Origin of the sequence: Cyanobium sp. Cruz-8D1 (genome assembly GCF_024345975.1) — a bacterium.
GTDB lineage: Bacteria > Cyanobacteriota > Cyanobacteriia > PCC-6307 > Cyanobiaceae > Cyanobium.
The window spans coordinates 1-24,860 of sequence record NZ_JAGQCD010000028.1; the positions used below are offsets into that span (position 1 = coordinate 1).

Consider the following 24,860-nt stretch of genomic DNA (forward strand, 5'->3'; position numbering starts at 1 on the left):
GGGATCCGCTCCTCGATCGAGACGTAGGAGAACAGGGAGCCGCTGCGCTCCTGTTGGCCTCGCATCAACGAATGGGCAGTTGATGCATTCTCGCAGAGGTGGCCGGGTTTTTCAGCAAACTCTTAGGCCCTCACTCGCCGCGTTCCTCACCGCCGTTCTCGCCCTCTTCGGCTTCACCGCCGGAGCCGCCCGCCGCTGGGGTGCCCGCCCCGGGTGCGCCGGGGTCCATCGTGACGCCGAGCTCACGGCAGGCGCCGATCGGATCGACGCCCGGTGCCAGGCCGAGGGCTTTGCGCAGCAGATCGATCTGGCTCACCGACTGGAGGTCGATCGTGTTGGCCACCTGCTGGCAGGCGATGGTCTGCAGGGCCCGGCCATCGGGGCGGCCGCACCCGGCCAGGAGGCCGAGGGCCGCAAGGGCGGCGAGAGAGACAACCCGAGTCATGGGGATGCCGGAGAGAACGCCCGCCAACGTAAAGGCGCCGGGCTCACTCGCCCAGGGCCTCGGCCACGGCGCGCTGGAACACCGCCTCCTCGGGGGTCACGCCGGTCCACTGCTCGAAGATCTGCATGGCCAGCTGCACCAGCATCTCGACGCCATCCACCACCGGGCAGCCGTGCTGCCGCGCCGTGGCCAGGAACGGGGTGATGCGGGGGTTGGTGATCACATCCACCACCACGCAGGCCGGATCGACCGTGTCCCAGCGGACGGGCACCGGCTCCAGCTCCGGCGCGCAGCCCAGGTGGGTGGCATTCATCAGCAGGCTGGTGCCCGCCGGCAGCGACACCTCCCCCTGCCAGGGCTGCCACACCGCCGGCACGCCGGAGGCGCGGGTGACGGTGTCCGCCACCTCCTGGCCCTGCTCCTGCCGCCGGGTGACCAGGGTGAGGTGGGCCGCACCGGCCCAGGCCATCTCCACCGCCATCGCCCGGCCGGCGCCGCCGGCCCCGAGCATCACCACCCGCTGGCCCGCCAGGGGCGCCAGCTTCTCGATCGCCTTCACCACCCCCTTGCCGTCGTTGTTGTGGCCGATCAGGCGGCCCGCCTCGATCGTGAGGTAGTTGGCGGCGCCGATGGCCCGCACGTCGTCATCGACGGCATCGAGCAGGGGCAGCACCGCCACCTTGTAGGGCACGGTGATGGCCATGCCGCGGTAGCCCAGGGGCACCAAGGCCCGCACCGCCAGGGCCAGGTCCTGGGTGTTGGCGATGTCGTTCTTCCAGAACTGCCAGCACAGACCGTGGTGGGCATAGACCGCATCGAACATGCGATCGATCGGGTTCTCGGCCACCGGATGGCCGAGCATGCCGGTCATCTGCTTCTGGGGGGGGATCACGGCGAGCGGGCGGCAGGCCCCAGGCTGGCAGGGGGTGGGGGTGATGCGGCGCGAGCGTTGAGATCAGTCGGCAACGATGCAATCGCCATGGCCAAGCCCGAGCGGCGGCCAGCACCGATCGCAGCAACAATGGGGCGCGTTCGAGGCAGAGGTCCTGGTGAGGGTGCAGCAGGGCTATGGCCGCCTCCAGGCGGCCGTGCCACTCGACAAGGAGAGCGGGTTGGCGCTGCTCACCGGACAGTTGCTGCTGTCGATGTTGGAGATGGCGCTTCCCGTCAAGGTGTTGGCGCTGCAACAACTGCAGGCTCAAGGCCGCAGCCTGCGCGCTCACCAACGGGAGGAACCCGATGACCTCCAGCTGGCCCGTCAGGAACTCGAGGGCCTCCTGCAGCAGATCCAGCCCGAGCCCTACAAGTTCTATGAGCGCTGGGAGGTGCTGCTCAGCACGGAGCGCGGCAGCCGGCGAACAGCAAGCCTGATCCGTGACCTCTGGCGCCACTTGCCAGAACAGTTGCGGCTGCGGCCTGAGGGGGCTGGCGATTTACGGCGCTTCAGAGGACTGCTGCAGGAAGCAAGGGGACTGTGCATCAAGCTCCAGCAGGACCGCCACCACGCCTCCCATTCCAAGGCCGATACGGCCTTTCACTCGCTCTCCTGGCATGTCATGGGGCCTGCTACGCCGATGTCGCCGCGATCCGTGGTGATCTGGGCTGGCTGGAGGCCAACGGTTTCTGTAGCGCCGTGCCCACCTCGGCACCGATCCAGTTGGCCCCGCTGGCCAAGGGTGCCCAGGGCCCCCTCCATGGCGGCCTGCCGCCCATGGGCGATGGGCCGGTGTTCCTGCGGGTGATGACCCTGCTGCGCCACCTGCTGCAGGTGCCCTTCGATCAGCCGGCCGAGCGCGGCGGCAACCTGCACCAGCACCTGATCGCCGCCACCGAGTCCATCCCGGGGGCCTACCTGCCGGGGGAAACGGCCAGCCTGCGCAAGGACCTCGAGAAGATCCTCACCCCCTACGGCTTCCGCGACCGCAACGACAACGTGCGCCATGGCTACTGCCTGGGCACCGCCGTGCTCTCGCCGCCACGGCTGCGGGAGCTCCACAACCTGGTTCGCCAGACCGCCGGGCGCCTCGCCGATCCCTCCGCCCAGGACCTGCGCACCGAACTCGATGAGCGACTGGGCTGGGCCGGCATCAGCGCCGATGGCCTGCCGCCGGTGCGTAGCTAGGCCCGCCACACGGTGGTGGACATGGCCCTGGTCCGTCGTGATTCGTTGGCCGCACCGCGCCGCGCCGAGGCGATCGAGACGGCGATCGTGGAACACCGGCGCGTGCTGCTGCATCGCTACCCGGGGTGGGCAGCTTTGCGGACAGCCCAGCCGGCGAGCTGCGGGTGTGGCCGCTGCAGCTGATCTTCCACAACGTGGGCTGGTATCTCCTGTTCGAGGAGGACCAGGTGGGCCATGGGCAGAGGCTGATCCGCAGCGAACGCCTCGATCGCCTCGCCATGCGCCAGGCCCACGGCGACCTGCGCCGCAGCCCAGAAGCACACCAGGCGGCCCTCAAGCGGCTGGAGCGGTTGCTGCACCACAGCGGCGGCATCTACTTCGGGGCGGATCTGGAGCAGCAACTCGCCATCGCGGGCGCCTCCCCCCAACGCCGCAGCCAGGCGCTGGTGACCCTGCGTTTCTGTTGCGCCCCCTGGGCCTTCGCCTTCATCCGCGAGGGCCTGCAGCGCTACCCGATCGAGCACACCCGCTTCTCCAGGCCGCTCGCCGGTGACACCTGGTGGCACCACCCCAGGGCCCCCCACGTGCTCGACCCCGGCCCGGCCGGCACCAGCCACCCCTACCCGGTGGAACTCGACCTGCCGAGCTGGACCGTGGCGGCCGACATCGACCTGCGCAGCTGGCTGTTCGCCTTCGGCGGCGGACTCCGCATCGAGCGCCCTGATGCTCTCAGCCAGGAGCTGGTGCAGCGCTGCCAGGAGGCGATCGAGGCCAACGGCAGCAAGGAACCCCACCCTGAGGGTTTCAGCTTCCGGAGGCGCGCCAGGCCCGATTGAGCGCCCCCGGCCACCCTCACATCCGCAACGTCACCTGCCCGAGGATGGTGCTGGCGCCGGTGGCGATGAACTGAACCCCGATCGCCAGGGTGAACAGGCCCATCACCTTGATCAGCACCGTCAGGCCCACATGGCCGAGCATCTTGGTGAGGCGGGTGGCGAAGGTGAACATCAGGCCGATCAGGATCGCCATGGCCAAGATGGCTGCAAACAGTTCAATGCGGTGGTTGAGGGTATGGGCACCTTCGGCGTACACCGTGATCGTCGACATCGTGCCGGCGCCGGTGGTGAGGGGAAGGGAGATCGGCACGATCGCCGAGGAGGTCATCTGCCCCACATCCATGTGCGACACATCGAAGTTCTTCTCGTGCGAATCTCCCGGATCGGTGGCATTGAGCATGCTCAGGCCGCTGAATCCCAGCAGCAGGCCGCCGGCGATCTGGAAGGCACTCACACTGATGCCGAAGAACTGCAGCACCGCCGTGCCGAGGACATAGGCACCCAGCATGATCAGCAGGCTGGACAAGGTGGTGATGCGAATCACCCGCCGCACGTGGCTGCTGGGCAACCCCTGGCTCAGGGTGAGGAAGGGCCCGATGGCGGGGAAGTTGTTGGCCACGGCGAACAACCCCAGCAGGTAGTGCTGGAAGGTGCTGGGCAGGAGCAGTTCGGGAGTGATGGCCATGGTGCCCAGTATCGCTATGGGGCCTCAGGCTCCTTCCACAGCGGTGGGGTTGCGCCGGGATCCAGCTGGCGCAGACCCTTGTGCTTCTCCTCGGCGGGCTTGAGCGGCAGGCTGGCGTACTGAACCGGCTTGCTGCCATCCAGTCCGGCCGCCAGCAGGCTCAGGGTCTCACTCGGCGAGAGGTTGGTCTCCAGCTTCGGCTGCAGCTGGCTCACCAGGAAGGGCAGCTTGGCCAGCCGCTCCGGCTGCAGCATCCGCTCCCGCAGGCTGGTGGCCACCAGTTGCTGGTTGCTGCGCCGGCCGGTGTCGCCGAGCCACGGGTCACGGAAGCGCACCAGCTGCTCCACCTTGGCTCCCCCCAGTTGCTGCAGCCCGGCCTCCAGGTCGATGGTCAGCTTCTGGCTCTTGTCGGTGTAGCTCATCCGCCGGGGCGGGCTGAGTTCCAGGCCCCCCAGGCCGTTGACCAGATCCCTCAGCGCCCCCCGCGGGAGCACCAGGTAACGGTCGGGACTGGGGGGCTGCAGCCCCACCAGCTCCCGCACCGCCTCGGCGGTGAGCGCCACACCCCCGAGGCGGAACGCCTCAGCGAGCCGTTTCGGGCCCTTCTGGCCAGGCAGGTTCACCGCCAGTTCGGTGGGCAAGTTGAGCACCTGCAGGGGTCCCTCGGGGTTGATGCGCACCAGCAGCAGGGCATCGGCGTTGGCCGGGCCGGCGGGGGCGGCACCATTGACCGGCGAGCCAATCCGCTCGGCATCGCTGCCGATCACCAGCAGGGTGATGGCCCGCGCCGGCTTGGCGGCCAGGCTGGCCGGGCCGACCTCGGGCGTGGGGGCCAGGGCCCGATCCGGCATCGGCCAGAGCAGCCCCAGGGTGGCCAGGCCCACCAGGGCGCCGGCGGCGGTGATGCCGAGGCTCTTCAGCCTCCGCCCGGTCAGCAGGGGCCGCTTCGGGGCCGAAGCCGCCACGGTGGATGTGGCGGAGCCGGGGGTTTCGGCGGGGCGGCGGGGCTTCCGGCGGGCGGGCATCGGGGCCGAAACGGAGGGGTGCTGGGGGCACTCTGACGCAGGCGTCGTCTCCCTTCGGTCCTGGCGCTATCAGGGGCCGGCGGCATCGAAGCGCAACGACGGATAGCTTGAGCGTCGAGCCATCGCGCCCCTCCACCGCTTGTCCACCGTTCCTTCACCGGCGCCGTCGTCGGTGGCGCCGCACGATCGAGCCCGACCCCTGGCCAAGGGCAGCCCCAAACCCGCCAGGGATCTCTGCAGCGACTGCGGCCTCTGCGACAGCCGCTGGGTGGCCTACGTGCGCCGGGCCTGCGCCTTCCTGGAGCAGCGCTTCGAGGCGATGGAGGAGCAGGCCCACGGCCGCAGCCGCCGCCTCGACGACGAGAACGAGCTCTACTTCGGTGTCCACCAGCGCATGGTCACCGCCCGCCTGCGCCAGCCGATCGAGGGGGCCCAGTGGACGGGCATCGTCAGCCGCATCGGCGTGCGGGCCCTGGAGACGGGCCTAGTGGATGCCGTGCTGTGCGTGCAGCAGAGCCCGGACGACCGTTTCACGCCGGTGCCGGTGCTGGCCCGCACCCCCGAGCAGGTGCTGGCGGCGCGGGTGAACAAGCCCACCCTCTCCCCCAACCTGGAGGTGCTGGAGCAGCTGCCGGGCAGCGGCATCGAACGGCTGCTGGCCATCGGCGTGGGCTGCCAGATCCAGGCCCTGCGGGCGGTGCAGGCCACCCTGCCCCTGCAGAAGCTCTACGTGCTTGGCCTGCCCTGCGTCGACAACGTCAGCCGCCAGGGGCTGCAGACCTTCCTGGAGAGCGCCAGCCGCTCCCCCGACACGGTGGTGCACTACGAGTTCATGCAGGACTTCCGCATCCACTTCCGCCACAGCGACGGGAAGGAAGAAACGGTGCCCTTCTTCGGCCTCGACACCCCCGCCCTCAAGGACGTGTTCGCCCCCAGCTGCCTGAGCTGCTTCGACTACACCAATGCCGGCGCCGATCTGGTGGTGGGCTACATGGGCGCCGGCTTCGGCAGCCAGTGGATCACCGTGCGCAACGCCCTTGGCCAGCAGCTACTGGAACTGGTGGAACCGGAGCTCGACCTGGCGCCGGTGACCAGCTCCGGCGACCGCCGCCAGGCGGTGCAGCAGGGCATCGACGCCTACGAGAAAGCCCTGAAGCTGCCCATGTGGCTGGCCGAACTGGTGGGGGTGTTCGTGCAGCGCTTCGGGCCGAAGGGCCTCGAATACGGCCGCTTCTCGATCGATTCCCACTTCACGCGCAACGCGCTCTGGCTGCAGCGCCACCACCCGGAGAAGGTGGAGGCCCACATCCCCGCCTTCGCCCGAAAGATCGTGGCCCGCTACCGCCTGCCCCAGCCATGAGCGGCGATCCTCGGGCCTGCGGCGTGCTGCTCCACCCCACGGCCCTGCCGGGCACGCCGGCCTGCGGCAGCTTCGGAGCGGCGGCACGGGACTGGATTGATCTCCTGGCCGCCGAGGGGGTAGGGGTGTGGCAACTGCTGCCCCTGGCCCCCACCGATGGCACCGGCTCCCCCTACAGCTCCCCCAGCGGTTCGGCCCTCAACCCCTGGCTGATCGATGCCGACGACCTGGTGACCGAGGGCCTGATCACCCCCGCCGACCGGGACGCCCTGCCCGCCGGGCCCCTCGATCGCCTCGATCCGGCCAGCGCCGCCGATCGGGCGGCGGCCATCGCCGTGGCCCTGGGGCGCCGCTGGGCCGGGCAGCCACCGGAGCGCCGGGCGGCCTTCGATCGCTGGGAGGAGCGCCAGCGTTTCTGGCTGGTCGACCATTGCCGCTTCATGGTGATCCGCCGTCTCCAGGGGGGGCGCCCCTGGTGGGAGTGGCCCGAACCCCTGGCGCGGCGCCATCCCCCCGCCCTGCGGGCCCTGGTCGAGGCCCAGAGCCGGGCCCTGCAGGAGGAGGGCCTGCTGCAGTGGCAACTCCAGGTCCAGTGGAGCCGCCTGCAGCAGCGGGCCCACGACCAGGGGGTGCGGCTGGTGGGGGATCTTCCCTTTTATGTGGCTCACGACAGCGCCGATGTCTGGAGCCACCGGCGCCTCTTCGCGCTGCGCTCCGATGGCGGACTGGTGGAGCAGAGCGGCGTGCCGCCCGATTACTTCGCCGCCACCGGCCAGCTGTGGGGTACCCCCGTGTACCGCTGGTGGGCCCACCGCCTGGGCGGCTTTCGCTGGTGGCTGAAACGCCTGCAGCGCCAGCTGGAACTGATGGATCTGCTGCGGCTGGATCACTTCCGGGCCCTGGAGGCCTACTGGAGCGTCCCGGGCGGAGACACCACCGCCGAGCACGGCACCTGGCGTCCCTCCCCCGGCCGCGCCCTGCTGCGCCGCCTGTGGTGGCGCTGCCGCCGCCAGGGCCGGTTGCTTGATGGCGGACGCCTGCCGCTGATCGCCGAAGACCTGGGCGTCATCACCCCGGCGGTGGAGGCCCTGCGCGATCGCTTCGCCCTGCCGGGGATGAAGATCCTGCAGTTCGCCTTCGACGGCAACGACGACAACGCCTACCTGCCGGCGAACTACAAGGGCAGCCGCTGGGTGGTGTACACGGGCACCCACGACAACGCCACCAGCCTCGGTTGGTGGCGGGATCTCGACGACGACGCCAGGGGACGGGTCGCGGTGGTGGTGGGGGGCGAGGTGCGGGCGCCGAGCTGGCAGCTGCTGGAGCTGGCCCTGGCCTCGCCGGCCGAGCTGGCCGTGGTGCCCCTCCAAGACCTGCTGGAGCTCGGCGACGAGGCCCGCTTCAACACCCCCGGCACGATCGAAGGCAACTGGAGCTGGCGGCTGTCCCGACCCATCGCCGAGCTGGCCGGCCCCCTGCAGGGCTTCGGGGCCATGGCGGCCCGCTACGGCCGCGGACGGGAGGGCGCGGCAGCGGGCAGAGGCGGGTAGAGGAACTGCGCCTGGCCCTGGCCGCTGGACGGGTCGGGGCTCTCGGCGGCAGGGGTGGCGGGCGCCAGGGGCTGGCCGTTCCAGCGCACGGATCCGGCCGCCGGGGCCGGATCGAGCCGCAGGCTGAAGGGAGGCAGGACCGGCAGGCTGAGGCTGCCCTGCGCCGCCGGCAGCTGGGTTTCCACGCCCCGATCGCTGCGCAGCGACACCCGGGTGGGCTTGGACAGCTCGAGGCGCAGCAGGCCGAGGGCCAGATCAGGGCGAATCTGGCTGGTTTCACGGCGCAGCCGCTGCAGCCCCTGGCCGGCGGCGGCCTTGCCCAGGGGGCGCAGGTCGGGGTAGGCGCCGAGGATCGCCCGATCGGCATCCTCCAGATTCGCCTGGTCGGCCTGGGCGGCACTCAGGGGCGGAATGGGCCGCAGGGCGTTGAGGCCCTGGGCGGCCAGGTGGCGCTGCTGCAGGTTGAGGCCATAGAGGAGCCCGGCGCAGAGCACCGCGTAGAGAACGGTGCCCTGCCAGGTGGTGAAGACATCGATCGAGCCGGGGGTGAAGCGCAGCAGCACCGTGTCCCGCCGTCGCCCGTGGCGCCGGTCCGGCTCCGGTGGCAGCACCCCGTCCAGACAGCCGGCGGGCAGCTCCAGATGGTGCTCCAGCAGGGGAAGCATGGTGCGCAGGTAGGCCGCTTCCGGCAGCCGGTCCCGCCAGCCCCGCTCCAGGGCCTCCAGCACGGCGGTGCTGATGCGGGTGTCCAGCGCCAGCTGGCGCAGGCCGATGCCGCGGCTCTCCCGGGCTTCGCGCAGCTGCTGGCCGGCCAGCAGCAGGGGATCCTGCCGTCGCTCCTCCACCACCTTCCCCATGCGGCGGCGCTGCCCCGGCAGGCGCTCGCGCAGACGCTGAAACAGCGACGGGGCCGGCTTGGGCAAGGAAGGGGGGCTCAGGGAGCGACGGCCAGGGGAGCCCATTCTCCCGCTTCGACCGCACGCCAGGATCCTTCCGCCAGATCGCCCAGCTGCACCGGGCCGATGGCGATTCGCCTCAGATCCAGCACCGGGTGGCCGAGGATCGCCGCCGTGCGCCGGATCTGGCGGTTGCGACCCTCCCGCAGCACCAGCTCCAGCAGGGTGGCGCCGCGGTGGTGGCGCCGCCGATGCAGTTCCACCGGCTGGCTGGGCAGGCCATCGAGGGGCACACCGGCTCGCCAGCGCTCCAGGGTGGCCGGCGGCGGCCATCCCTCGACCCACACCTGGTAGGTCTTGCGATGGCCGTAGCGGGGGTGGGTGAGGCGCAGGGTGAGGTCGCCGTCGTTGCTGAGCAGCAGGGCGCCCCGGCTGTCGGCATCGAGCCGGCCCACCGGATGCAGGCCGCGGCGCCGCTCCGTTGGCAGCAGGTCGAGCACGGTGGGGCGGCCGTGGGGGTCGTGGCAGGTGCTGAGCACCCCGGGCGGCTTGTTGAGCAGCAGGGTCAGGGTGGAGCGGGGCAGCTCCAGGGGCTGGCCGTCGACGCTGATGCGGTCGCAGGCGGGATCGGCGCGGTCGCCCAGCTGGGCCAGGTCACCGTTGACCCGCACCCGGCCGTCACGCAGCCACGTCTCCGCCTCCCGGCGGGAGCAGAGCCCTGCGGCAGCCACGAGTTTCTGCAGACGATCGGCAGCCATCCCCCCATTCTGCGGACCACTCCAGGTCGGAGCGAGTCCGCAAAGTGATGGTAGGGTTACGAAACCACATGGTTTCGTAACAAGGGAAGATGCCTTCGATCACCATCACCGCTGCTTCCGCGTCCCTGCTGGTTCCCACCGGAGATTCGTTGCGCTCCTACCTGCGGGACATCGGCCGCGTGCCGCTGCTCAGCCATGAGCAGGAGATCACCCTGGGCCGGCAGGTGCAGGAGCTGATGGCCCTGGAGGACATGCGCGAGGAACTCAGCCTGCGCTCCGGTGGCGAGGAGCCCAGCCCCGAACTGCTCGCCGCCGAGGCGGGCCTCACCCCGGCGATGCTGCGCAAGCGTCTGCACGCCGGCCGCCGCGCCAAGGAGCGGATGGTGGCGGCCAACCTGCGCCTGGTGGTGAGCGTCGCCAAGAAGTACACCAAGCGGAACATGGAGCTGCTCGACCTGATCCAGGAGGGCACGATCGGCCTGGTGCGGGGTGTCGAGAAGTTCGACCCCACCCGCGGCTACAAGTTCTCCACCTACGCCTACTGGTGGATCCGCCAGGGCATCACCCGCGCCATCGCCGAGAAGAGCCGCACGATCCGGCTGCCGATCCACATCACCGAAACACTCAACAAGCTCAAGAAGGGCCAACGCGAACTGAGCCAGGAGCTGGGCCGCACCCCCACCCTGAGCGAACTGGCGCTGGCGGTGGAACTCCCCGAAGACGAGGTGAAAGACCTGCTCTGCCGGGCCCGCCAGCCGGTGAGCCTGGAAACCAAAGTGGGCGACGGGGAGGACACTGAGCTGCTGGATCTGCTGGCCGGGGACGACCTGCTGCCGGCCGACCTGGTGGACGGCGAGTGCCTCAAGGGGGACCTGCGGGCCCTGCTCGAGCAGCTGCCGGAGCTGCAGGGCCGGGTGCTGAAGATGCGCTACGGCATCGACGGCGAAGAGCCGATGAGCCTCACCGGCATTGCCCGCACGCTGGGGATGAGCCGTGACAAGACCCGCAATCTGGAGCGGCGTGCCCTCGAAGGTATTCGCCACCACTCCCGCTCCCTCGAGGCCTACCTGGTGGCCTGAGCCACCACGGCCCGTCAAAAAGCCCCCGTTTCCGGGGGCCCTGTGCCTGCCATGCGCGGCTTGGCTTCAGTAGCGGGGACGGCCACCACCGGTGCCGCCGCCGCCGCCACCAGTGCGGGGCTGGGCCTTGTTGACCCGGATCATCCGGCCCATCCACTCGACATCCTGAAGATCGTCGATGGCCTTGGTTTCATCGGCCTCATTGGCCATTTCCACGAAGGCGAAGCCGCGCTTGCGGCCGGTTTCCCGGTCGACGGGCAAGCTGCAGTTCCGCAGTTCTCCATACTGCGCAAACAGATGGTTGAGATCCTCCACCTCCGCATCGAAGGAGAGATTTCCAACGTAAATCGTCATGAACAGAGAAACAATTATGAACAGATTCGTCGATAGCCCTTACGGGACGTTGTCACTCGCCGAAGAGAAATCTATGAATCAGTAGAAGCGTACAGCCTGGCTGGGCTGGCAGGCTGGGGCCGTTGCGCAGGGCGAAGCATGAAGGAGAAAACAACGGCCATCGCCCTGGTGGCGCTCTGGGTGCTCGGCTGGGGCGTCGGCGGTTCGCTGATCGATGCCGGCCTGATCAGGGCGGAGGTCTACAGCCTGGAAGGGGGACAGGTGGGAACCCTGATCACCTTCGTGCTCTGGAGCCTGCTGTGGGGCGGACTGGGCCTGAAGCTGTGGCAGAGAAGGGGCTCTGGGGGATCCCAAGACGCCCACCCAGAAGAAGGCGCACCCTGACTCTCACCAAGAGCCCTGGGCTACTTGCGGATACCGAGCAGCTGGGCGCCGTAATGCTCGCTGAATTCGGCCTGGTGCTGCCAGGCGGAGAGGAGGGTCTTGGCGACCTTGCGCAGTTCCGCGATGTCGTCGCAGCTGTCGATGGCGCGGGAGTGGACGGCGATCGAGAACTGACGGTTGAGGGAGAGGGAGGCCTGCATGACGTTCTTGCGATATTTCATTACGTTACAAGCACTTGCTGACTGGTAGGCGGGGGCAACCCGTACCGTCAAGCCAGTAGGTCTGGATGCTCAGAAGAACTGGTCGAAGTTGTCAAAGTCGACCGCGCTGAAGGTGCCGTCCTGCACCTGGGCCATCAAACGCTCCAGCTGAACCCACAGGGCACCGCCGGTCAGCAGCGACAGCACGAAGGCCACCAGCAGGGCGGTGCCGGCGCCGAAGCCGAACACCTGCAGGCTGGCACCGATGAAGAGGGTCACGCCGATCACCAGGCCCCCATAGGGCAAGGTCGTTTCCACGTTGGAGATCGGCAACAGGGCCAGCCTGTCCTGCTTCCAGCCCTCGAGCCGGTTCTGGATCATCTTGGCGAAGGTGAGGCCACACAGCACGGCCATGGCCAGGCCAATCCCGGCCAGCAGGTAAGGCGGGTAAGTGAGCGGGGCGTACTCCAGGAGGATCTCCAGGGCATCCAGATCGCCGAAATCGCCGCTGGCCTGGTCCAGCCCCGCCTGCTGCAGGGTCACCGGAGCAGTGGAGAGGGCGGCCAGCAGCTGGGTCACGGCAGGGAGTCAGGAAGCGATCGGGCCCGACCCTAGGCGCCGAGGCCGCCTCCTCAGCGAAATCGGCTCCGCAAGCGGTGGACGATGGCATTCAGGGCCAGCAGCAGCAGGCCCACGCCGATGAACACCAGACCCCGCAGACCCAGGTCTGCCTGGGCCATGTCGATGGCCAGCAGGCGCAGCAGGCAAGCCCCCAGCCCCACCAACGCCACCAGGCGGAACTGGGGCTCGCTCAGCACCACCCCTAGCAGATAGATGGTGAAGGCTTCGCCGGTCCACAGGAGCGTCAGCAGGGCGCGGTCGTAGCCGCTGGCCAGCACGAGGGCCACGGCGACAAACAGGGGGTAGTACAGCCAGAGGTTGCGGCGCTGCGCCACCCGCGCTCCGATCCAGACCAGCACTGGCCATCCGCCGGGCTGGGCCAGCCGTTCCAGGACGAGCCAGCGGTGGGAGGCCACAACGAAGGCCGTCTGCAGCGCGATCGCCACCACCCCGGCAGCCTGGGCGACTGGGCTGAGCATGGGGAAGAGCGAAAGACCCGCACCGAGGCTGTCCACCAGCGCCAGCACCGACAGCCAGTAAACGATCACGCCATACACCTGCAGCCGGATGGCGAACAGCCTCACCAGAGCCGGGCAGACCAGCACCAACGCCAGCAGCGACCAGGCGACGGGTCGCCAGGGGGCGCTGATTTCCCCCTGCAGCGTCAGGCCCACACCCAGCAGGGCACCCTCAAGGAAACAGGGCTGCACCAGCTGCCAGGGCCGCAGCCGGGCCAGGTCCGCCCCCGCCCGGAAGAACCAGCCGTGCAGACAAACGGCGATGGCCAGGAGCTCGATCAACCAGCGACCCCGCAACTGCAGGGCCCCGAGCGTCACCAGCTCCTGGCTGGGCCCGATCACCAGCAGATAGGCGACGCCGAAACCGGCCAGGTAGATCAGAGACAGCACCAGAGCCACCCGCACCGCCGCCGCCCGCAGCCGGTGGGTGGTGGCCAGGGCCGCGGCGGACAGCAGCAGCCAGGCCGCCCCTGGCAACAGCGGCGAGATCGGCTCCAGCAGCCACAGGGCGCCCAGTCCCACATCAAAGCCCAGCAGGCCGAGGCCGAGGCCTTGCAGGCGGCCGCTGCCACCCCTCACCGCCAACAGCAACGCCAGCAGCCCCAGGGGCAGCAGGCGCCCGAGCAGGGCGACCGGCGGCCAAGGGGCCTGGGCCAGAAGCGCCAGCCAGCCAAAGGCGTGGGCCGCCCCAATGGCCACGCTGACGCCCAGCAGCAGGCCGGGGGGACGCCAGCGCCGTGCCGCCACCAGGAAGGCCCCCATCACCACCAGGCTCAATGGAGAGCGCCAGTCCTGCGGCACCACCAGCGCTGGCCCCACGGCGATCAGGCCGCCGGCCAGCCAGCCCAGCAGAGGTGGCAGGGGTAGCGGCACGCCGCGACGCTGCAGCAGCACCTGCATCCCGGCCAGCAGGGCGGCCCCGCCGGTGAGCACGGCGCCGGCCTGCAGCTGGGCCACCGGATCACGGCTCACCAGCGCCGCCACCAGGCCCGTGATCGCCAGCAGCTGGCCCGCCGCGGCGCTGAGCCACCAACCGACGCGGCGCAGGGGCTCGGAGCCCTCCCGCACCGCCAGGCCCAGGAACAGCAGGCACTCCAGCAGCACAACGCCGGCCAGCAGCGGCCCATCGGCGATCACTGGCGCCAGGCTCAGCAAGGCGACCAGCACCAGGGTCTGCCCCACCAGCGCATCGCCCAGGGCCAGCCAGCGTGGGCCACGGCGCCGGGCACCCCGCCTGAGCAGCAACGCCGCCGCGGCGCTGAGCGCCAGGGCCGTGGCCCTGGCGGCCGCCCCACGGGGATAGAGCAGCAGGGCGAGGCCGAGGCCGCCCCAGAGACTCAGCAGCAGGGCCGCGGGCAGGGCCTGAAACCGGGCTGGCGCCGCCCCCGGCCGGTGCAGCCGCAGCAGGCCCAGGCCGAAGACCAGCACCGCCGCCAGGGCGGCGCCGCTCGTCAGGAGGCTGGAGACAGCCAGCGCCGGGCCGTTGGCCAGAAACCAGGCGAGCTGAAACAGGCCATAGACCCAGCTCACCACCAGCCGGTGCCACGGCCAGCGGTGCCGCAGGGGCAGCTCGCCGCCCACCAGGGCGATGACCGTGGCGATCGCCAGGGCAGGGCCGCCCTGGGGAGCGATCGCCAGGGGCACCAGGCTCACGGCCACGTGCAGCGACGCGATCGTGGCGGTGCGTGCTGTGGCGGCCAGGCCGAGGTTGACCGCCACACCCATGGCCAGCAGGGCCAGAACCGCCGCCGGGTCCTCCACCCACTGCAGCCCGAGCTCGGGCAACCCACCGGCGGCGGCGCAGGCGAACAGGACCAGGGCACCGCCACCGCTGCGCAGGCCATCGGTGAGGTCACGCCAGCGCTCCCGACGGCCCCAGAGCAGCGACGGCAGGGCCAGGAGCCCGCCCGCCAGCAGGATGACCAGAAAGCCCTCACGGGCCTCCAGCCGGAAACCTGCGTTGATCGTCATGAAGGTGACCCCGGCCACCACCACGAGCACACCGAGCAGGCCGCTCCAGTTCTCCACCAGCCGCCGCTCGATCCGCTTCCAGGGTCCGGCGGCGCCCTTGGCCGACCGCAGCGGAGCCCCGGGCGCGGGCGCGGGCAGAATCACCTCTGGCTCCAAGGCCGCCGGCACCAGGGCCACCGGCTTCTCCGCCGGGGCGATCCGCGCCTGACCGGGCCAGGGTTCGCCCGCCAGGCGCTTCTCCAGGGCCTCGCTCCACAACGACAGGGCGAAGAAGCGCTGGCTGAGTGAAACGGTGTGACGCTCGAGGCGTCTGAGACGCCGCTCCAGGGACAGGGTCTGCAGGATCCACCCGGCCACCAGCAGCACCAGGACGATCAGCAGCAGTGCCTCGGTCAAGGGGCCGGTGGGGGGTCAGGCAGCGAGCGGATTCAAGCGGGCCAGCAGACCCGTGGCCAGCTTGCGGGCCGAGAAGGTGCGGCCCATCAGCCCCAGCAGGGACTGGAGATCGTCGGTGTGCAGGCGGTCGTGGCTCACCAGGCTGAGCAGCAGTCGCTGACGCAGGCTGGTGCCCTCCTTTCCGAACAGCAGGCGCAGCCCGTCACGCGCCACCGGCAGAAGATCGGTGGACGTGGTGCCGTTCTCGACCACCGCCAGCAGATTCTCCAGCCGCTCCACCCGCAGGCGCCCATCCCGGTCGAAGATCACTTCCAGCAGCTTCTCGCGCATCTCGGCGGTGTCCCCGGCCAGCAGGCGCCGCGCCACATAGGGATAGGCCACACGGATGATGCGGAAGTCAGGGTCGAGCCGCATCGCCAGCCCCTCCTGGGTCACCACCGCCCGGATGATCAGGGCGAAGCGGGCCGGCACCCGGAAGGGGTAGTCGTACATCAGCTCCGAGAAGCGGTCGGTGATCGCCTTGAAGTTGAAGCTGCCCACATTCTCGCCCAGGGCCCCGCCAAGCACTTCTTCAAGTGCCGGCACGATCGGCCCCAGGGGAGTGCTGGGATTAAGAAAACCGAGCACCACGAAGTCGCGGGCCAGGGCCTCGAAATCGCGGTTGATCAGGTGCACCACTGCCCCGGTGAGGGTGAGACGGTCGGAATCGCTGAGGGAGTCCATCATGCCGAAGTCGACATAGGCCACATGGCCGAGGCCGTTGGTCTTGCCCGGCAGGGCGAACAGATTGCCCGGGTGGGGATCGGCGTGGAAATAGCCGAACTCGAGCAGCTGCTGCAACCCGGCGATCACCCCGGTGCGGATCAGGGCCGCCGGATCGAGGTGGTGGGCCTCCAGTTCGCGGCGGCTCTGCAGCTTGGTGCCATTGATCCAGCTGGTGGTCAGCACCCGACGGCTGCTGAGGGTCCGCACCACCGCCGGAACGGTCACCTCGGGATGGTCCTGGAACAGGGTGGCGAAGCGTTCGGCGTTGTCGGCCTCACGTCGGTAGTCGATCTCCTCGAACAGGGTGGAGCCGAACTCATCGATGATCGCCCCAAGACCGAAGCCCAGATTGAGGGGCAGGAACGGGGCCGCCAGCACCGCCAGCGAACGGATGATGACCAGGTCGCGGCGCAGAACGAAGGGCAGGTCGGGCCTTTGCACCTTCACCGCCACCCAATGGCCCTCAGCCAGGCGGGCCCGGTACACCTGCCCCAGGCTGGCCGCCGCCATCGGGTAATCGGGGAACTCCTCGTACAGCTGGTGGGCCGGCGCCCCCAGTTCCTCCTCAATCAGGGCCAGGGCGATCGCGTGGGAGAAGGGGGGCAGATCGTCCTGAAGCCGGGCCAGTTCCTCCAGCCAGTCGCGCCGCACCAGGTCGGGGCGGGTGGAGAGGGCCTGCCCCACCTTGATGAAGCAGGGCCCGAGGTCGTTGAGGGTCTCGAGGATGGCCCGGGCCAGCCGCTGCTGCACCCGGGCGTCGGTGCTGCTCGACTGAACCGCCAGCCGCAGGGCCAGCCCCGCCAGCCGCCAGATCACCACCACCACCCGGCTGATCAGAACCCACGGCCGCAGCAGCAGCCAGCGCAGATCTCCGTTGGGGTCGTAGGTCGGGGTGGGGGTGACGACCTCAGCCAGTGTTCTGCCGCAGCGATGGCCAGACTCTAGGAACTGTGTTCCCTAGTCCATGGGCCCCTTCTGGCGGTCAGCGCCGCTGGCCCTGCACCTGCCGGCCCACGGCCGGGGCCAGGCCCTGGCCCCCGCCCTGCGCCAGCTCCTGCGCCAGCCGCCGGGGAGCTGGGATCTGCCGGAACTGCCCGGCTTCGGCGGGCCCCTCGAACCGGAGGGAACGGTGGCCGAAGCCCAGCGACGCGCGGCGGCTCTGCTGGGCGCGCAGCGCTGCTGGTTTGGAGTGAACGGGGCCTCGGGGTTGCTGCAGGCCGCCCTGCTCGCCCTCTGCCCGCCGGGGACCCGGGTGCTGCTGCCCCGCAACCTGCATCGCAGCCTGCTGCACGGCTGCGTACTGGGCGACATCGAGCCACTCCTGTACGACCTGCCATGCGATCCGCTCACCGGTCTGTGGCGGCCGCCCGAGCCCCAGCGGCTGGAGCTGGTGCTGGCGGCGGCCGCCGCCCTGCCAGGCGCGCCCGTAGCGGCCCTGGTGCTGGTGGATCCCACCTACCAGGGGCTGGTGGCCGACCTGCCGGCCCTGGTGGACCTGGCCCACCGGGCGGGCCTGCCGGTGCTGGTGGACCAGGCCCACGGCGGCGGCGAGGCCCTGGCCGCCGGCGCCGATCTGGTGGTGCTCTCCGTGCAGAAGAGCGGCACAGGCCTGGCCCAGAGCGCCGCCCTGCTGGCCCAGGGCGAAAGGGTGGCACCGGAGGCCATCGAGCGGGCCCTGCTGTGGCTGCAGACCTCCAGCCCCAGCGCCCTGCTGCTGGCCTCGACCGCCGCGGCCCTGGAGCATGCCGCCAGCGACGCCGGCGCTCGCCAGCGACGCCGGGCCGAAACCAGGGCCGCCCGCCTCAGCCGGCGCTTGGAAGCCCTCGGCCTGCCGCTGGTCGCCAACGGGGATCCCCTGCGGCTGGTGCTGGCGACGGCCCCGCTGGGAATCAACGGCCTGGAGGCCGACGCCTGGCTGCTGAGGCGGGGGGTGATCGCGGAACTTCCGGAACCTGGCAGCCTCACCTTCTGCCTGGGGCTGAACCCGCCCCGGGCCCTGGAGCGGCGCCTGCCGCGGCGGCTGCAGGAGCTGCGCCGGTCCCTCGGCAGGGAGCCGCTGGCGCCGTTCACGCCGCCACCCCTGCCACTGCTGGCGGCACCGGAGCTGCCGATCGGCGTGGCCTGGCGGAGCCCGGCCGAGGCCGTTCCCCTGGAGCGGGCCGCCGGCCGGGTGGCGGCGGCACCGATCTGTCCCTACCCGCCGGGGATTCCGCTGCTGGTGCCCGGGGAGCGGATCGATCCGGCCCGCGCCCAGTGGCTGCTGGGTCAACGGCACCTCTGGCCCGGTCAGATCGCTGATACGGTGAGCGTTGTGGTCGGTTCGTGAGCCCGTTGCCGAACCCCTTCCACTGGGATTTCGTCACCCCCGGGCTGCCGGACAGCGCCTTCGAAGACGCTCCGGGATTCAGCCCCACGCCGCTGGAGCTGCGGGTGATGCTGCTGGCCCATCTGCGCCCCCGCGCCGATTCGCTTGTCTGGGACGTGGGCGGCGGCACCGGTGCCCTGGCCCTGGAGATCGCGCGGCTGATGCCCACCGGCGCTGTGCACACCCTGGAGCGGGATCCGGAGGCGATCGACCTGCTGGAACGCAACCGGCAACGCTTCGGCATCCACAACCTGCACATCCACGCCGGCGAGGCCCCGGATGGCCTGGCCCTGCTGCCCCCCAACCCCGACCGGGTGCTGCTGGAGGTGGGCCGCCCCCTGGAGGGCGTGCTTCGGGCCGTCTGGGGAGCCCTGCAGCCCTCCGGACGGCTGGTAATCAGCACCGTCAATCTGGAGGGTCTGGTGAAGGCCACCGACACCCTCGCCCAGCTGGGGGCCCACGATGTGCAGGTGGTTCAGGCCACCGTGCACCGCATGCAGCGCCGCGGCAGCCAGGCCAAGCTGGCCGCCGCCGAACCGCTGTTCGTGATTGCCGCCGAGCGTTGAGTCCCAGCCCTTGCCTCCCGCCCCCCGCACCGCCACCTCCCTCTCCCGCCTGCTGAGCGGCTGGCTGGCCGGCGGCTTTGGGCTGGTGGTGGTGGGTCTGGGCGGCTGGTGGTTCACTGTCGCCGTGGGGGTGATCGTGCACCTGGGTCTGCTGGAGTTCTTCCGCATGGCCCAGTTCAAGGGCATCCGACCCGCCGCCAAGACCACCCTGGTGGCGGTGCAGCTGCTGTTGGTCTCCACCCAGGTGGCCGCCGGCAGCCTCTGGCCGGGGGGCGGCATGGCGGGCGACGTGGCGGCGGCCGTGCTGCCGGCCTCCGGGGCGGTGATCTGCGGCTGGCTGCTGCTCCAGCCGGTCACCGGCACCATCGCCGACATCGCCGCCTCGGTGTTCGGCCTCTTCTATCTGGGCTTTCTGCCCAGCCACTGGATCAAGCTGCGGGATCTCACCGACCCCGCCCTGGCTCCCGCCCTCGACGGGCTGGGCTGGCCCTGGAGCCCGGGCATGGCCCTCACCCTGCTGGCCTGCCTGATGATCGTGGCCACCGACATCGGCTCCTATGTGATCGGGCGGCGCCTGGGTCGCCACGTTCTCTCGCCGATCTCCCCCGGCAAGACGGTGGAGGGGGCCCTGGGCGGGGTGCTCTGCGCCCTGCTGGTGGGGGCCGTGGGCGGGGTGCTGCTGGGCTGGCGCTGGGGCTGGCTGATCGGGGCGGTGCTGGGGGCGGTGGTGTCGCTGTTTGCCCTGGTGGGCGATCTGACCGAATCGATGATGAAACGGGACGCGGGCCTCAAGGACTCCGGTGATGCGATCCCCGGCCACGGCGGCATCCTGGATCGGATCGACAGCTACCTGTTCGTGCCGGCGGTGGTGTATTCCCTTGTGACCCTGGTGCTGCCGCTGCTGCAGCGAGGCTGAGGCTCCAGCTCCGGGGCCCTCAGGGGGAGACTCGGGCCTCGCCCTCCAGGTGCAGCAGGCCGGCACCGAGCTCGGCCCGTTCGATGCGGATGTTGGGATCCATCGGCAGCCGGACCTGGGGGGGTCCTTCCGCGCAGCGCAGCTCGACGGTGCCGCCGTCGGCCCGCACCGCCACCTCCCGCTCCACCGGCTCGCGATCGCCGCTGGCGAAGGCCCGCAGCACCAGCCGGTCCTCCCGGATGCGCAGCCCCGCCAGGGGTGTCAGACCCAGCAGGTCGTCCGCCAGGCCATCGCCGAGGCCGCGCCAGGCCGGGGTGCTGAGCGAACGGCTGAGGCCGTCGGCACTGAAGCTGACCTGCCCCTGGATGCGGAAGGGCTGCTCCAGCTGAACCGCCTGGTTCCGCACCAGGGACCCCAGGCGCACCTGGATGCCGTCGCAGCGCAGCTCCACCTCCTCGATCTCCATCGCCTGATAGACGACCCGCCGGGCCCGCAGCCGCACCCCATCCAGCCGGCCCCGCAGCAGCCGCAGCCCCGAACCCTCCAAGGTGATCTCCAGCCGCTCGATGACCTCGCACTGCTGCCGCAGCCAGAGTTCCAGACCACGAGCCAGCAGAGCCATCACGGGGCCACCGGAGGCCGCCTCGGCGGCGCGTTCCGGTGCCTCAGGGGGACGGTCGCCGGCTGGGGTGTCGCTCATCCGCCACCAGGGGGCACAGGGATCAGCCGATTCTCATTCCTTCCGGGCCCGACGGGCCTCGCGAAAGGCCTCCGCCGCCGTGAGCGCCGCCAGCAGCAGCAATCCCCCCAGCCCGATCAGCTGGTTGCGGGGATCGGCGGCCTGCAGATCCGCGGTGGTGCCGGCGCCGCCCAGCACGGCCCCCAGCAGGAACCAACCCGTGGCCAGGGCCGTGGTGATCCAGTAGGCCCGCCAGCGGCGCTGGTAGATGTAACCGGTGCCCAGGCCGGGCACCACGTTGAGCAGGGCCCCCAGCCAGGGGGCGGAGGCGGCCAGGATTGTCTTGTCTTCAGGCGTCATTGTCATCACGGCATGGCTGGATCCCGGGGTGAGTCTGGTCGGGCGCGACCCCGAAACGCGCCATCGCTGGCGGTGATCGGCGCCGGGGTGGCCGGTTGTGCCCTGGCCGCCGGGCTGCGGCGCGGCGGCTGGGAGGGATCGATCGTCCTGTTTGAGGCAGGTCGGGGTCCGGGCGGCCGGGCCGCCACCCGTCGCTCCCGCCAGGACGCCGGTTGGCGCCTCGACCACGGAGCACCCCTGCTCAACCTGCTGGAGGTCCCCGCACCGGAACTGGTGGCGCCCCTGCTGGACGGGGGCTGGATCGTGCCCTGGCAGGAGCCGGCGGCGGTGTTGTTGGGCGAGGGGACACTGGGGCCGGCCCAGGAAGATCCCCTGCTGCGCGGCTCTTTGTATCGGGGCCGCCAGGGCATGGACGACCTCTGCCGCGGTCTGCTGGCCCTTGCTCAGGCCCAGGGGCCGCCGGACAGCCTCCGTTGCCGCTACGGCACCCTGGTGCGCCACCTGGAGGTACGCCCTGAAGGGGGCTGGCGCCTGGCCGAGGCCACCGGGGCGGCCCTGGGGGAGGCCGACTGGCTGGTGCTCTCGAGCACCCTGCTGGCCCATCCCCGCGCCATGGACCGCTTCGGCTGGGCGGAGCTGCCGCTGGAGCGCGCGACGGAGGGCCTGGGCGATGGGGCCCTCGCGACTGCCCTCGCTGCCATCGCCAGGATGGAGACGGCAGCCCGCACCAACCTGATGCTGACGATCGACCCCACGACGGCGGCCCGGTGGCTGGCCCTGCCCTTCAGGCTGCTTGGCTTTGACAGCCAAGCCCAGCGGCGCTGGGGGCTGCGGCGGCTGTCGATCCAGCCCCTGACCGACGGCCGCTGCGCCGTCGTGGCCCATGGCGTCAGCGTCGACGCCGCCGTGGACTGCACCGCCTTGGAAGGGGCCGTCGCCGGCGCCGTGGAGCCCTGGCTCGGGGAGCGGCCCAGCGGCGGCGAAGCCCTGGCGGGGGTGGCCCAACGTCAACTGATGCGCTGGGGGGCCGCCTTCCCCGTTGCCCCGGGCCTACCCACCGCCGCCTTGGTCTGCCCCGCCAGCCGGGTGGCTTTCTGCGGCGATTTCATCGAGGGGCCGGGCTTCGGCCGCATCGAGGGGGCCCTGCGCAGCGCCCAGGCCCTGGCGGGTCGGCTACTGGCCCTGGTGCTGCTGCTTTGCCTCGCCCTGGGGGGACCGTCAATGGCGGCGGCGGAGGTCGTCCCTTACCGCTGCGAAGGCGACCTGCTCCTCGCCACCAGCGACAACGGCGCCGTGGATGCCCCGGGGATCCCCAACACCAGCGGCGGCACGGTGCCTGGCGCCACGGTGCTGCTCGCGTGGCGCGATCTGCGTTTGCAGCTGCCACGCACCAACAATGTCGGCCCGCCCAGCTACACCGACGGTCTTTGGTGGTGGAGCCTGGAGGACCCCCAGCAGCCCCGCTTTCTGCACCGCCGTGGTGCCATCGAGAGCTTCAGTTGTCAGGCAGTTCCTGCCGCAGCGCCGCCAGACGACGGGCGTTGACGCCCAGGTCCGAATCCCCCAGCCGTGAGCTGGAGCGGGCCTGCAGCACGCCGGTGGAGGGCAGGGCCTGCAGTTCGAGGTCGTCCACGAAGCCGAACAGCCGGCTGGTGGCGGTGGCGTGCAGATAGCCACCCTCACGCTCGACGATCCGCACCCCCTCGGTGGTTTCAAGGACGGGCACCAGCGCGCTCAGGGCCGCCGCCGGATCGCTGAGGGCCCAGTCGAGCCTGGCGCAGTGGGCCGGCGCCGCGCAGGGAGAGAGGGAGCCGCCGTGAACGCCGAGGTCCTCCGGCTGCGGCCCCTCCAGGTGCAGCAGCGAGGCCTGGGCCGGGCCGGGGAGGGTCAGCCCCACCACCGCCAGCAACAGGACGAGCAGCAGGCCGGCCACCAGGCGCGGCAAGGTCGTGGTCATTGGGGGGTGGGGAGCGAGGCGCAGGGCCGGACCTCCAGGATGGCTGGTTGCGGCTGGGTTGGTCAGCCCCCGGCCCGCCAGGCGGCGGCGACCCGATCGGTCTGGTCGATGTGGGGCAGGTGGCCGCACTCCGCCAGCTCGCTGATGCGAGAGCCCAACAGAGCCTGGGCGGCCCGTTTCTGCGGGGCGCGCAGGATCCGGTCATCGGCGCCCCAGAGCACCGCCAAGGGCTCGGGGGGCAGCGGAGCGCCGCAGCCGGCGAAGCCGCCGCTGCGGGCGAAACGGCGCAGGGCCTCGGCCCAGCCGGGCGTCCTCAGGTGCAGCGAGGCGATCTCCAGCTCCGCCGGGCCGACGTCCCGATCGGGGTCGGCAAAGGCGCTGCGGCAGAGGCCGCGGCGCACCGACGGCAGGGCCAGGAAGCGCACCCCCAGCCCATCCAGCAGCGGTGGCAGGGGCATGGGGCGGCCGGTGAGTCCGGCCGGGGCCAGCAGCAGTAACCGCTCAAAGCGCCCGGGGTGGCGCCGGGCCAGGGCCACCGCCACCGCACCGCCCATCGAGGCGCCGATCAGGCCCAGCGGCTGGGCGCCGGCAGGCTGTTGGCGATCGAACGCCTCCAGAAAAGCGTCCAGGTGCCGCAACACAGCCTCAGGGGTGTAATCACGATCAGCGGGCCTGGGGCAGAAGCCGAAGCCATGCAGGTCGGGGATCAGCAGCCGGTGGCTTGGCGCCAGCAGGGGGGCGAGGCGGCGGAACTCCAGGAAGGAACTGTCGAAACCATGCAGCAGCAGCAGGGGCGGCCCCTGCCCCAGCACCGCTACCGGCCAGAGCTCAGGGTGCTCGGGCAACTCCCACCACTCCACGGCGCCGGCCAGGCTGCGACCCAACGGGTCGAGCAGGGAGTCAGCGGCAGCGGCGACCAGATCGCGGCCGTCTGGGCTGTCCTTCACGCCTGCTGCCGGTCAGCGGTGGCGCCCACCATGGCGGCCAGCAGGTCTTCGGGGGCCACCGTGAAGGGCAGATGGTGCAGGTCGGAGCCCTCGCGGCAAGCGAAGCGGCAGACCTGACGCAGCTCCTCAAGCGTGGCCCCGCCGAGCCCCACGGCCTCGAGATCGGTGGGCAGCCCCAGCCGGCGGAAGAAGGGGAGCAACTGGCGGCGGGCCTGGGCCGCCAGCCGGTTGCCCGCCAACTGCTCCTCCAGCCACAACTGCACCAACACCCCGAATCCCACCTTCTCGCCATGGAGATGGCCGTGGGTGGCGGCAAGCTGGGTGAGTCCGTTGTGGACGGCATGGGCGGCCACGGTGCGGCAGCGGGCGCCGCCGATGCCGCCGATCAGTCCGGCCGTGAGGCCGCAACCCTCAGCCACCCGCACCCAGGTCTCACTGCTGGGGTCCGCTACGGCCGCTTCCCCTTCCAGCAGCAGCAGATCCCGCAGCAGGCGGGCCATCTGCACCGCCTGCTGCACCAGGCCATCGCCACTGGAGCCGCTGCTCACCGAGGCCTCGTACCACTTGGCCACCGCATCGGCGATGCCGCTGGCCAGGGTGCGCGCCGGCGCCTGCCGCACCAGGTCGTGGTCGAAGACGAGCAGATCGGGGCAGCGATCAAGGGCCACATCGCCCAGGAAGGCCCCGTCAGGGGTGTAAAGGTTGGCCAAGGCCGTCCAGCCGGCACAGGTGGCGGCACTGGTGGGCACGGTGATGCAGGGCAGACCGAGGCGATGGGCCAACAGCTTGCCCGCATCCAGCACCTTGCCGCCTCCGGCTGCGATCAGGGCGTCACAGCCGGAGGCACGAGCCTGCTGGGCCAGGGGCCCTAAATCCTCCTCGCAACAGTCGCGCAACCCTTGGCTGGCCGCCGGTTGGGCTCCGGCCCGCTCCAGATCAACCAGTAGCTGCTGGCGCAGCGGGTAGGTGGAAGCACTGCGCCCGAGCAGGAAGGGACGCTGGCCCAGGGCCACGACGCGGGGCAGGGCTTCGGACCACGCCCCGCCACCACGCAGCACCACGGCTGGAGCGATGGCGTTGGTCTGCAGGGAATCCGTCATGGCCG

The 24,860-nt window shown here is 71.0% G+C and carries 27 protein-coding genes; 11 read left to right on the forward strand and 16 right to left on the reverse strand.

Annotated elements, in window-relative coordinates; genetic code table 11:
- Positions 1-130 precede the first annotated feature (130 nt).
- Together KBZ33_RS15170 and KBZ33_RS15175 are read right to left on the reverse strand one after the other, a co-directional pair.
- Positions 131-445 carry a hypothetical protein gene (locus KBZ33_RS15170; RefSeq protein WP_254955262.1) on the reverse strand — a complete coding sequence of 105 codons (315 nt, stop codon included), beginning with the start codon at positions 443-445 and terminating at the stop codon, positions 131-133.
- Between the two features lie 43 nt (positions 446-488).
- Positions 489-1,337, reverse strand: a complete 849-nt coding sequence (locus KBZ33_RS15175; RefSeq protein WP_254955263.1) for a shikimate dehydrogenase — start codon at positions 1,335-1,337, stop codon at positions 489-491.
- Positions 1,338-1,494: 157 nt separating this feature from the next.
- Between KBZ33_RS15175 and KBZ33_RS15180 the strand changes: the two genes are divergently transcribed.
- The 3 genes from KBZ33_RS15180 (at position 1,495) to KBZ33_RS15190 (ending at position 3,403) form a co-directional block, all read left to right on the forward strand.
- On the forward strand, positions 1,495-2,187 hold the full coding sequence (locus KBZ33_RS15180; protein ID WP_254955264.1) for a hypothetical protein: 693 nt from the start codon (positions 1,495-1,497) through the stop codon (positions 2,185-2,187).
- Positions 2,157-2,567, forward strand: coding sequence for a hypothetical protein (locus KBZ33_RS15185; protein WP_254955265.1), 411 nt, complete (start codon positions 2,157-2,159; stop codon positions 2,565-2,567). Before KBZ33_RS15180 ends, KBZ33_RS15185 begins: the two co-directional genes overlap by 31 nt.
- Positions 2,568-2,692: 125 nt before the next feature.
- Positions 2,693-3,403 (forward strand): WYL domain-containing protein, encoded by a 711-nt coding sequence (locus tag KBZ33_RS15190; protein ID WP_254955266.1) that lies wholly within the window; start codon positions 2,693-2,695, stop codon positions 3,401-3,403.
- Positions 3,404-3,419: 16 nt separating this feature from the next.
- On the opposite strand, the gene KBZ33_RS15195 is transcribed toward KBZ33_RS15190, so the two are convergent.
- Positions 3,420-4,088: a MarC family protein gene (locus KBZ33_RS15195; RefSeq protein WP_254955267.1), complete on the reverse strand. Its 669-nt coding sequence runs from the start codon at positions 4,086-4,088 to the stop codon at positions 3,420-3,422.
- Positions 4,089-4,102: 14 nt separating this feature from the next.
- Complete coding sequence (locus KBZ33_RS15200) at positions 4,103-5,113, reverse strand: LCP family protein (protein ID WP_254955268.1); 1,011 nt, start codon at positions 5,111-5,113, stop codon at positions 4,103-4,105.
- A 139-nt stretch (positions 5,114-5,252) separates the two neighbouring features.
- Between KBZ33_RS15200 and KBZ33_RS15205 the strand changes: the two genes are divergently transcribed.
- Both KBZ33_RS15205 and malQ read left to right on the forward strand, forming a co-directional pair.
- Positions 5,253-6,473 (forward strand): Coenzyme F420 hydrogenase/dehydrogenase, beta subunit C-terminal domain, encoded by a 1,221-nt coding sequence (locus KBZ33_RS15205; protein WP_254955269.1) that lies wholly within the window; start codon positions 5,253-5,255, stop codon positions 6,471-6,473.
- Complete coding sequence (gene malQ, locus KBZ33_RS15210) at positions 6,470-8,023, forward strand: 4-alpha-glucanotransferase (protein ID WP_254955270.1); 1,554 nt, start codon at positions 6,470-6,472, stop codon at positions 8,021-8,023. The genes KBZ33_RS15205 and malQ overlap by 4 nt, the downstream gene beginning before the upstream one ends.
- Here the strand turns inward: malQ and KBZ33_RS15215 are convergent.
- The gene (locus KBZ33_RS15215) at positions 7,978-8,946 is read right to left on the reverse strand and encodes a RodZ family helix-turn-helix domain-containing protein (RefSeq protein ID WP_254955271.1); all 969 of its coding nucleotides are present in this window, start codon (positions 8,944-8,946) and stop codon (positions 7,978-7,980) included. The genes malQ and KBZ33_RS15215 overlap by 46 nt on opposite strands.
- An 11-nt stretch (positions 8,947-8,957) precedes the next feature.
- The gene (locus KBZ33_RS15220) at positions 8,958-9,677 is read right to left on the reverse strand and encodes a pseudouridine synthase (protein ID WP_254955272.1); all 720 of its coding nucleotides are present in this window, start codon (positions 9,675-9,677) and stop codon (positions 8,958-8,960) included.
- 89 nt (positions 9,678-9,766) lie between these two features.
- Here KBZ33_RS15220 and KBZ33_RS15225 point away from each other — a divergent pair, with 89 nt between their 5' ends.
- Complete coding sequence (locus KBZ33_RS15225; protein ID WP_255011830.1) at positions 9,767-10,756, forward strand: RpoD/SigA family RNA polymerase sigma factor; 990 nt, start codon at positions 9,767-9,769, stop codon at positions 10,754-10,756.
- Between the two features lie 66 nt (positions 10,757-10,822).
- On the opposite strand, the gene KBZ33_RS15230 is transcribed toward KBZ33_RS15225, so the two are convergent.
- Positions 10,823-11,110 (reverse strand): RNA-binding protein, encoded by a 288-nt coding sequence (locus KBZ33_RS15230; RefSeq protein WP_254954381.1) that lies wholly within the window; start codon positions 11,108-11,110, stop codon positions 10,823-10,825.
- 138 nt (positions 11,111-11,248) lie between these two features.
- On the opposite strand from KBZ33_RS15230, the gene KBZ33_RS15235 reads away from it, so the two are divergent.
- Positions 11,249-11,494: a hypothetical protein gene (locus KBZ33_RS15235; protein WP_254954382.1), complete on the forward strand. Its 246-nt coding sequence runs from the start codon at positions 11,249-11,251 to the stop codon at positions 11,492-11,494.
- Positions 11,495-11,514: 20 nt separating this feature from the next.
- Here KBZ33_RS15235 and KBZ33_RS15240 read toward each other — a convergent pair whose 3' ends face one another.
- From KBZ33_RS15240 to KBZ33_RS15255, 4 genes are all read right to left on the reverse strand, one after another.
- Complete coding sequence (locus KBZ33_RS15240) at positions 11,515-11,715, reverse strand: hypothetical protein (RefSeq protein ID WP_255011831.1); 201 nt, start codon at positions 11,713-11,715, stop codon at positions 11,515-11,517.
- A 69-nt stretch (positions 11,716-11,784) separates the two neighbouring features.
- Positions 11,785-12,273 (reverse strand): hypothetical protein, encoded by a 489-nt coding sequence (locus KBZ33_RS15245; RefSeq protein WP_254954384.1) that lies wholly within the window; start codon positions 12,271-12,273, stop codon positions 11,785-11,787.
- A 53-nt stretch (positions 12,274-12,326) separates the two neighbouring features.
- Positions 12,327-15,200, reverse strand: coding sequence for a hypothetical protein (locus KBZ33_RS15250; RefSeq protein WP_254954385.1), 2,874 nt, complete (start codon positions 15,198-15,200; stop codon positions 12,327-12,329).
- A 15-nt stretch (positions 15,201-15,215) separates the two neighbouring features.
- Positions 15,216-16,880, reverse strand: coding sequence for an AarF/ABC1/UbiB kinase family protein (locus tag KBZ33_RS15255; RefSeq protein WP_261362474.1), 1,665 nt, complete (start codon positions 16,878-16,880; stop codon positions 15,216-15,218).
- A 49-nt stretch (positions 16,881-16,929) separates the two neighbouring features.
- Between KBZ33_RS15255 and KBZ33_RS15260 the strand changes: the two genes are divergently transcribed.
- From KBZ33_RS15260 to KBZ33_RS15270, 3 genes are read left to right on the forward strand one after another with little or no spacing between them, the layout of a single operon-like run.
- The gene (locus tag KBZ33_RS15260; protein ID WP_254954387.1) at positions 16,930-18,291 is read left to right on the forward strand and encodes an aminotransferase class I/II-fold pyridoxal phosphate-dependent enzyme; all 1,362 of its coding nucleotides are present in this window, start codon (positions 16,930-16,932) and stop codon (positions 18,289-18,291) included.
- Positions 18,292-18,296: 5 nt separating this feature from the next.
- Complete coding sequence (gene cbiT, locus KBZ33_RS15265; RefSeq protein ID WP_254954410.1) at positions 18,297-18,896, forward strand: precorrin-6Y C5,15-methyltransferase subunit CbiT; 600 nt, start codon at positions 18,297-18,299, stop codon at positions 18,894-18,896.
- Positions 18,897-18,906: 10 nt separating this feature from the next.
- Positions 18,907-19,812, forward strand: a complete 906-nt coding sequence (locus KBZ33_RS15270; protein WP_254954388.1) for a phosphatidate cytidylyltransferase — start codon at positions 18,907-18,909, stop codon at positions 19,810-19,812.
- Positions 19,813-19,831: 19 nt separating this feature from the next.
- Here KBZ33_RS15270 and KBZ33_RS15275 read toward each other — a convergent pair whose 3' ends face one another.
- Together KBZ33_RS15275 and KBZ33_RS15280 are read right to left on the reverse strand one after the other, a co-directional pair.
- The gene (locus KBZ33_RS15275) at positions 19,832-20,512 is read right to left on the reverse strand and encodes a DUF2993 domain-containing protein (protein ID WP_254954389.1); all 681 of its coding nucleotides are present in this window, start codon (positions 20,510-20,512) and stop codon (positions 19,832-19,834) included.
- Positions 20,513-20,545: 33 nt separating this feature from the next.
- Positions 20,546-20,857 (reverse strand): hypothetical protein, encoded by a 312-nt coding sequence (locus KBZ33_RS15280; RefSeq protein WP_254954390.1) that lies wholly within the window; start codon positions 20,855-20,857, stop codon positions 20,546-20,548.
- A gap of 6 nt (positions 20,858-20,863) precedes the next feature.
- Between KBZ33_RS15280 and KBZ33_RS21635 the strand changes: the two genes are divergently transcribed.
- Complete coding sequence (locus KBZ33_RS21635; protein WP_315859213.1) at positions 20,864-22,396, forward strand: NAD(P)-binding protein; 1,533 nt, start codon at positions 20,864-20,866, stop codon at positions 22,394-22,396.
- Here the strand turns inward: KBZ33_RS21635 and KBZ33_RS15295 are convergent.
- The 3 genes from KBZ33_RS15295 to KBZ33_RS15305 form a co-directional block, all read right to left on the reverse strand.
- Positions 22,347-22,808 carry a DUF1499 domain-containing protein gene (locus KBZ33_RS15295; protein ID WP_254954391.1) on the reverse strand — a complete coding sequence of 154 codons (462 nt, stop codon included), beginning with the start codon at positions 22,806-22,808 and terminating at the stop codon, positions 22,347-22,349. The genes KBZ33_RS21635 and KBZ33_RS15295 overlap by 50 nt on opposite strands.
- A 62-nt stretch (positions 22,809-22,870) precedes the next feature.
- Positions 22,871-23,755, reverse strand: a complete 885-nt coding sequence (locus KBZ33_RS15300) for an alpha/beta fold hydrolase (RefSeq protein WP_254954392.1) — start codon at positions 23,753-23,755, stop codon at positions 22,871-22,873.
- Entirely contained in the window at positions 23,752-24,855 is a 1,104-nt protein-coding gene (locus KBZ33_RS15305) for an iron-containing alcohol dehydrogenase family protein (RefSeq protein ID WP_254954394.1), read from the reverse strand. Before KBZ33_RS15305 ends, KBZ33_RS15300 begins: the two co-directional genes overlap by 4 nt.
- Positions 24,856-24,860: the final 5 nt, after the last annotated feature.